4 protein-coding genes and 1 pseudogene are annotated in these 6,736 nt (G+C 63.4%); 3 read left to right on the top strand and 2 right to left on the bottom strand.

Annotated elements, in window-relative coordinates; genetic code table 11:
• Both QZ281_RS01260 and QZ281_RS01255 read right to left on the bottom strand, forming a co-directional pair.
• Positions 1–247 (bottom strand): annotated as a pseudogene (locus tag QZ281_RS01260) (iron dicitrate transport regulator FecR); the annotation flags it as partial.
• A 20-nt stretch (positions 248–267) separates the two neighbouring features.
• Positions 268–1,008 (bottom strand): GntR family transcriptional regulator, encoded by a 741-nt coding sequence (locus QZ281_RS01255; RefSeq protein ID WP_292223768.1) that lies wholly within the window; start codon positions 1,006–1,008, stop codon positions 268–270.
• A 260-nt stretch (positions 1,009–1,268) separates the two neighbouring features.
• Between QZ281_RS01255 and QZ281_RS01250 the strand changes: the two genes are divergently transcribed.
• The 3 genes from QZ281_RS01250 to QZ281_RS01240 form a co-directional block, all read left to right on the top strand.
• The gene (locus QZ281_RS01250) at positions 1,269–4,010 is read left to right on the top strand and encodes a TonB-dependent receptor (RefSeq protein WP_292223766.1); all 2,742 of its coding nucleotides are present in this window, start codon (positions 1,269–1,271) and stop codon (positions 4,008–4,010) included.
• Positions 4,011–4,141: 131 nt separating this feature from the next.
• Positions 4,142–6,172: a family 20 glycosylhydrolase gene (locus tag QZ281_RS01245; RefSeq protein WP_292223763.1), complete on the top strand. Its 2,031-nt coding sequence runs from the start codon at positions 4,142–4,144 to the stop codon at positions 6,170–6,172.
• Between the two features lie 17 nt (positions 6,173–6,189).
• On the top strand, positions 6,190–6,736 hold a 547-nt coding region (locus QZ281_RS01240), incomplete at its 3' end, for a glucose PTS transporter subunit IIA (protein WP_292223761.1).

Raw genomic sequence — 6,736 nt, 5'->3', positions numbered from 1 at the left:
CGATGCGAGGCGTGCGGCCATAGACCGAGCTGACGGCCAGAGGGGCCGGGCTGGTCAGGACGCCGGTTTCACCTTCGATCAGATAACGGGCGAAGACTCCTGCGTTGTCGGAACTGCCGCGCCCGCAGATCAGGGCGGCGGTCGGCGGGTGACGGCGCAGATGTTCGGCGGCGCGGGCCACGACCTCGGCGTTGGCGCCCAGCTGGGCGGCGACCAGAGCGGGCGCTTCGGCCGCCTCAATGAACATTCGGGTGTCTTGGGCGTGCATCAACCGGGTCCGTCGTTCAGTTCGGCGACAAAGTCGTAAGCGTCGCCGCGATAATAGGATTGGGTCACTTCGACCGCCTGGCCGTTGTGGAAGGCGCGGCGCTCGATCAACAAACCCGCAGCGCCTGCGGTGGTGCCCAGCAATTCGGCCTGTTCAGTGTTGAACAACACGGCGCGCAGCCTTTGCAGGGCGCGGTTGGGCCGGAAGCCGGCATCGGCCAGGGCCAGATAGAGCGAGGCGGTCACCGCCTCTATGCCCGGCAGGCAGGAGGCGGGAATGGTCGAATATTCCAGCGCCATCGGCAGGCCGTCGGCATAGCGGATACGGCTGAAACGATAGACGGGCGTGCCGGGGCTGAGGCCAAGGGTCAGGGATTCCTCGGGCGTCACGGCGCCCTCGCTGCGGTTCAGCCAGGAGCTGGTGGCCTTGCGTCCACGTGCGGCCATGTCCTCGGAGAAGGAGGTCAGCTTGGAGAAGCTTTTCTCGACGCGGGCGGCGACAAAAGTGCCTGCGCCCTGGCGACGGGTCAGCAGGCCCTCTGCCACCAGACCGTCGAAGGCCTTTCGGATGGTGATGCGCGAAACCGACAGCTCCTGCGCCAGATCGCGCTCGGGCGGCAGGGCTTCGTCAGGCTTGAGCGTGCTGCGCTCGATCGCTTCGCGCACGGCGTGCTGGAGCTGTTGATACAGCGGCGCCGGACGCTGTGCGTCCAGCGGTCCGATCGCTTCGACAAACGACATGACGCCGATTCCCAATTGCCCGCCCCCGGGTTGGTGTTGATGTCATCTGAGCCCATCTCATGCGACCAATCAAGTACCAATATAAAGAAAGAATAGGCCCAATTCACATTTTGGTCTTGCGTGGTGTGATGGATTGATGAAAGTCTCACGATGCAACGGTCGCTTTTCAAGCATTAGCGGCGCGGGGAAGGGCCATATTGGTCTTGCATTGGGCTTTTCTGGACCTGCGGGGGCAGGTTCGTTCTGGGGAGAACAGGCGTATGCGTATTCATCATGCAATCCTGGCGAGTTCAGTCAGCGCTCTGTCGCTGCTGGCCGGTCAGGCATTTGCGCAGCAGGCGGGGGAACCGAGCACGGTCGACGAAGTCGTCGTCACCGGCATCCGCGCTTCGCTGCGGCAATCCATCGACACCAAGCGTAACGCCAACGCCATCGTTGACGTCGTCACCGCGGAAGATGTGGGCAAGTTCCCCAGCTCCAACGTGGCTGAAGCCATCACCATCATTCCGGGCGTCACCGTCGACCGCGCCTTCGGTCAGGGTGAAAAAGTCTCGATCCTGGGCACTGATCCGGCCCTGAACCGCACTCTGCTGAACGGCCAGACGGTCGCCTCGGCGGACTGGTTCCTGCTGGACCAGCCGGGCCGGACCTTCAACTACGCCCTGCTGGCGCCGCAGATCGTCGGCAAGGTCGAGGTGTTCAAGTCGCCGGAAGCCCGCATCGACGAAGGCTCCATCGGCGGCACGGTCAATGTCTCGACCCGTCGCCCGCTGGACCTGGCTCAGCACACGCTCTCGGGCGCGGTGACCTACCTCTATAATGACCGCTCCAAGGAAGGCGATCCGCAACTGTCGGCTTTGGCCGGCTGGCGCAATGCCGACGCCACCTTCGGCGTCCTGGTCTCGGCCCAGCGCGCAGTAGACCAGCTGCGTCGCGACGGTCTGGAGGCGTTCGGCACGATTCCCGCCAACTACTATATGGGTGGAAACGCCGATAACCCCGGCGCCAACGCCATCACGAACGGCAACTGCACCGGCGCCTGCGCCACCACCCTGCAGGCCAATCCGAATGCACGAGGCCTGAACTCGTTCGGCACCTCCTATTTCGAACAGTCGCGCGAACGGAACAGCTACACCGCCGCCGTTCAATGGCGTCCGAATGCGCAATTGGACCTGAACTTCGACTGGCTGCGTGTTGACGCCACCTATGACAACACGGCTCAGGCCATGTTCGCCTTCCAGGGAAACACCTGGAACAGCCTCGCCGCCTTAACGGCGATTCAGGTGGACGACGGCGTCATCACCAAGGCCTCGTTCAAGAACGCGCTCAGCGTCTGGGACGTGCAGTATCGCGAAGCAGCCCTGACCACCGACAGCTACCACCTGAACGGCAAGTGGAATGCGGGTTCCTGGGACATCGCGGGCGACATCGGCTACACCAAGGCTGAAGGCGGCACCCAACGTCAGTTGTTCGGAGAGTTCCTGAACTGGGCTGACTATACGGTCGATTTCACGGGCGCGCCGGGCAAGCCGGGCGTGCTGACCTATGCCAATGGCAATGTGTTGAACAATGCCAAGGCCTTCTCATTCGATGGCGGCTGGGGTGGCGGTGATCCGTCGGTTGGTCCCACCGGTTACAACGCCGGTTGGGGCGGCAACATCGTCTCCAAGCCGACGACGGACGAAGAAACTTACGCCCAGTTCGACGCAGGCTATAACCGTGACGGTTTCGTCAACCGCATCCAGTTCGGTTATAAGTACCGCTCCCACGAGACCGACCAGAAGATGTCGGGCGTGACGGTCCAGGTTTATGGCAACCCGGACGACGCCTCGAAGTTCAAACCTACGGTCGCGCCGGACAATTATCTGCGTGGCTTCGATGGCGTGAATGACCAGATGAAGGGTCGTTTGCGCATGGATGGCCGGGTTCTGGCCGATTACATCGAAGCGGGCGGCTATCTGCGGCCTTGGCAGCCCAAGCCGGTTCCGACCGTCTTCGGCAACGCCGAGTTCACCGCCCAGAACTGGAATATTCAAGAGACGATCAACGCCGTTTACGGTCAGGTCAACTTCGAGAACCAGATGGTTCGCGGTAACTTTGGTCTGCGTTACGTCCGCACGGAATCCGAAAGCGGTGGCTATGTCTGCGTCAAACAGGTCGGTGATGGTTGCGGCACGACGGCTGCCGACTGGGCCTGGGACGTCAAGAAGAAGAGCTATGACGATATCCTGTCGAGCCTGAACGTCGCCATCAATGCATCAGAGGATGTGATCGTACGTCTGGCTGCGGCTCAGGTCATTTCGCGGCCGAACTATGCCGACATGTCCAACTACTTCTGGCTGTCGGATCAGATCCTGACCGGCGGCGGCGGCAATCCTGATCTGGACCCCTACAAGTCCACCAACCTGAACCTGGCGGCGGAATGGTACTTCGCCCGTAACGCGATCCTGTCGGGTGAGGTCTTCTATAAGAAGATCGACAACTACATTCTGCAGATCACGAACCCGGAAGATCGCTTTAACCAGGCTCTAAACAAGATCACGACCTATGAGATCAGCCGCCCGATCAATGCGGGACCGGCGGATCTGAAAGGCGCGACCTTCGCCTACCAGCAAACCTACGCCTATGGCCTGGGTCTGCTAGCCAACTACACCTATGTCGATGGCAGCACGGACGGCGGTAATGATCTGCCCTTCAACTCCAAGCACCAGCTGAACATCAGCCCATTCTATGAATCGGGTCCGTTCTCGGCGCGGGTCACCTATACGTGGCGCTCCAAGTATTTCACCGGCATCGACCGCGGCGACAACCTGTATGTCCGCGCCTACACCGGTCTGGACGCCACAGCGGGTTATGCCTTTACGGACAGCGTCAGCCTGACGGTGTCAGGTCAGAACCTGTTGGACAGCGAATATTATTCGTACGCCAACAAGGAAAACCTGCCGCGCGGCATCTACCGCACCGGCCGTAAGCTGTTGGCGACGCTCAGCGTCTCGTTCTAAGGGCCGGGCGGCCCGGATGACGCATTCTTGTCGAATCCGGGTCGCTGCGCCTGTCGAAAAGGCCTTCTCCTGAGGCCAGACTGGCGCGGGGCGGCGACGTCCCGCGCGCCTTTTTTGATGCGAGACCGTGCATGACCCAGACCGCTTCCTTGGCGACCCGGTTCGCCCCGATGTTGGCCCCACTGGCTGCGGCCGTGCTGGCCTTGTCCGTCATCACCCCGCGCGGCGATGCCGAGGCCGCGCGCGCCGCAACCTATTTCGCTGATCTGATCCAGCGCACCCGCGGCCTGACGCTGAGCGTGCGCGAGGGACGTGCGCCTGCACGCGGCGCCATCATCTTCCGTCGCGCCCAGACCGCCGCCGCCGACGCCTACAGCCTGAAGGTCACCGATCGCGGCGCCGAGATTTCGGCCAATGACTTCGGCGGGCTTCTGTATGGCGCGGTCAGCCTGTGGCAACTGGCGACCACCGAGGAAGGTCATGGGCCAGCGGTCATTCACGCCGTCTCCATCCAGGATGCGCCGCGTTTCACATGGCGCGGCCTGATGCTGGATTCCGCCCGCCACTATCAGTCGCCCGAGTTCATCAAGGGCTTCATCGACTGGATGGCGGTGCACAAGTTCAACGTTTTCCACTGGCACCTGACCGATGATCAGGCCTGGCGGTTGGAGATCAAACGCTATCCCCGCCTGACCGAGATCGGCGGCTGGCGCGTGCCAGCGGGGGCTGCGGCCCAGTCTGACATCGATCCAGCCACCGGCCGTCCGCGCCTGTACGGCGGCGTCTATAGTCAGGAGACGGTGCGCGAGATTGTCGCCTATGCCGCCGCCCGCAACATCGTCGTCATGCCCGAGGTCGATGTGCCGGGTCACGCCAGTGCGGCCATCGCCGCCTATCCCGAACTGGGCGTCACCGATGCGCCGGGATCAGCGGTTCCCGCCGTGCCTGCCGACTGGGGCGTCTATCCGACCCTGTTCAACGCCGAGGAATCGACCCTGGTCTTCCTCGAGAACGTGCTGGACGAGGTCGTCGACCTGTTCCCCAGCGAATACGTTCATCTGGGCGGCGACGAGGCGGTCAAGGATGAGTGGAAGGCCTCGCCTCGCACTCAGCAGCGCATGCGCGAACTGGGCGTTGCGGACGAGGAAAAGCTGCAAAGCTGGATGATCGCCCGGCTGGAGAAGCACCTGAACGACAAGGGCCGACGCATGATCGGCTGGGATGAAATCCTTGAAGGCGGCATCAATCCGAACGCCAGCGTCATGTCATGGCGCGGTGTGGCGGGCGCCATCGAGGCGGCGCGGCTGGGCCATGACACGGTCCTGTCGCCAGCGCCGGTGCTGTATTTCGACAACCGCCAGAGCGCCAATGACGGCGCGCCCGGGCGTGGCTTTGTCGTATCGCTGGAAGACGTCTATCGGTTTGATCCGGCCCCGGACGAACTGACGCCGGAACAGGTCAAGCATGTGCTGGGCGTTCAGGCCAATCTGTTCACCGAACATATGCGGACGCAGGACCGGGTCGAATACATGGCCTTCCCTCGCGCCGCCGCCATCGCCGAAGTGGCCTGGACCGGCCATGATCGGATGAACTGGGACGACTTCCGCCAGCGCCTGAACCCGCAGCTGGCGCGCTATCGGGCGCTGGGCATCGAATACGCGACCACCGGGCTTGAACCGACGCCGGCGCTGCCTGCCGATGGACAGCAACGCCACTCCTATCAGTTGAAGCTGTGCACCGAGGGGCTGGCCCTGTCGCTGATTGACGACTGGCCGCTGGAGGGAGATCGTCCAGTCTTCCTGGTCGATATTATGAACCCCTGCTGGACCTATCAGGCGGCGGATCTGAGCGGCGGAAAGTCCATAGAGGTCGCGGTGGGGCAGGTTCCGTTCAACTTCCAGATCGGCGCTGACAAGGAGAAGATCAAATTCTCTGCCCCCCGCACGGCGGAAGGCGAACTGGAAGTCCGCATCGACGGTTGTGACGGTGAACCGGCTCTGGTCCTGCCTCTGAAAGCGGCTGCCGCCAATCCGGGCGTTACGGTCCTGACCGGTCAGTTGCCCGATGTCGCCGGTCGTCACGATGTCTGTCTGCGGTTCGCTGTTTCCGGCCCTGATCCGATCTGGGCGGTGGATTGGGTGCGTATCGGAGCCGCCCGGTGAGTGTGAGTCCAGCGTCTGTGACTGAAGTCCCAAGGCACGAAGTGATCGTCCACGCGCCCCTGGCCGGATGGCTGACGCCTCTGGCCGACGTTCCGGACGCGGCCTTCGCCGGGGGCATGGTGGGCGAGGGCGCAGCCGTCGATCCGACGGATACGGTGGTGCGCGCCCCGTTTGACGGCGTGGTCGTCGGCCTGCCGACGTCCCGCCATGCGGTGACCGTGCGCTCTGCTGAAGGGGTCGAGGTCCTGATCCATGTCGGGTTGGATACGGTCGGCCTGAACGGCGCGGGCTTCGCCGCTCATGTGGCGGAAGGGGCGGCTGTCCGGGCGGGCGATCCTCTGCTGACGCTGGACCTGAACGTCATTGCTGACGGCGCGATCAGTCTGGTCACGCCGGTGGTGGTCGTGGGCGGCGCCGCCTCGGTTCAGGCGATCATGCCGGGCCGCAGCGTGCGCGCAGGCGAGCCGATCCTGAAGGTCGTCGCGGCCGCGCAAGTCGCCGTAGTTGATGCGGGTGAAGTGCTGACGGCCCGTGTGGCGGCGCCCCTGCCGCATGGTCTGCATG

Source organism: Brevundimonas sp., assembly GCF_018608325.1.
Classification (GTDB): domain Bacteria; phylum Pseudomonadota; class Alphaproteobacteria; order Caulobacterales; family Caulobacteraceae; genus Brevundimonas.
The sequence above is the reverse complement of the archived record's forward strand: the minus strand, read 5'-3'. Positions and strand labels throughout refer to the sequence as shown.

What these genes read in the sequence shown, in the direction of transcription:
- QZ281_RS01255 (WP_292223768.1), bottom strand. Translation starts at nt 1,008, where the DNA reads ATGTCGTTTGTCGAAGCGATCGGACCGCTGGACGCACAGCGTCCGGCG.
- QZ281_RS01250 (WP_292223766.1), top strand. Translation starts at nt 1,269, where the DNA reads ATGCGTATTCATCATGCAATCCTGGCGAGTTCAGTCAGCGCTCTGTCG.
- QZ281_RS01245 (WP_292223763.1), top strand. Translation starts at nt 4,142, where the DNA reads ATGACCCAGACCGCTTCCTTGGCGACCCGGTTCGCCCCGATGTTGGCC.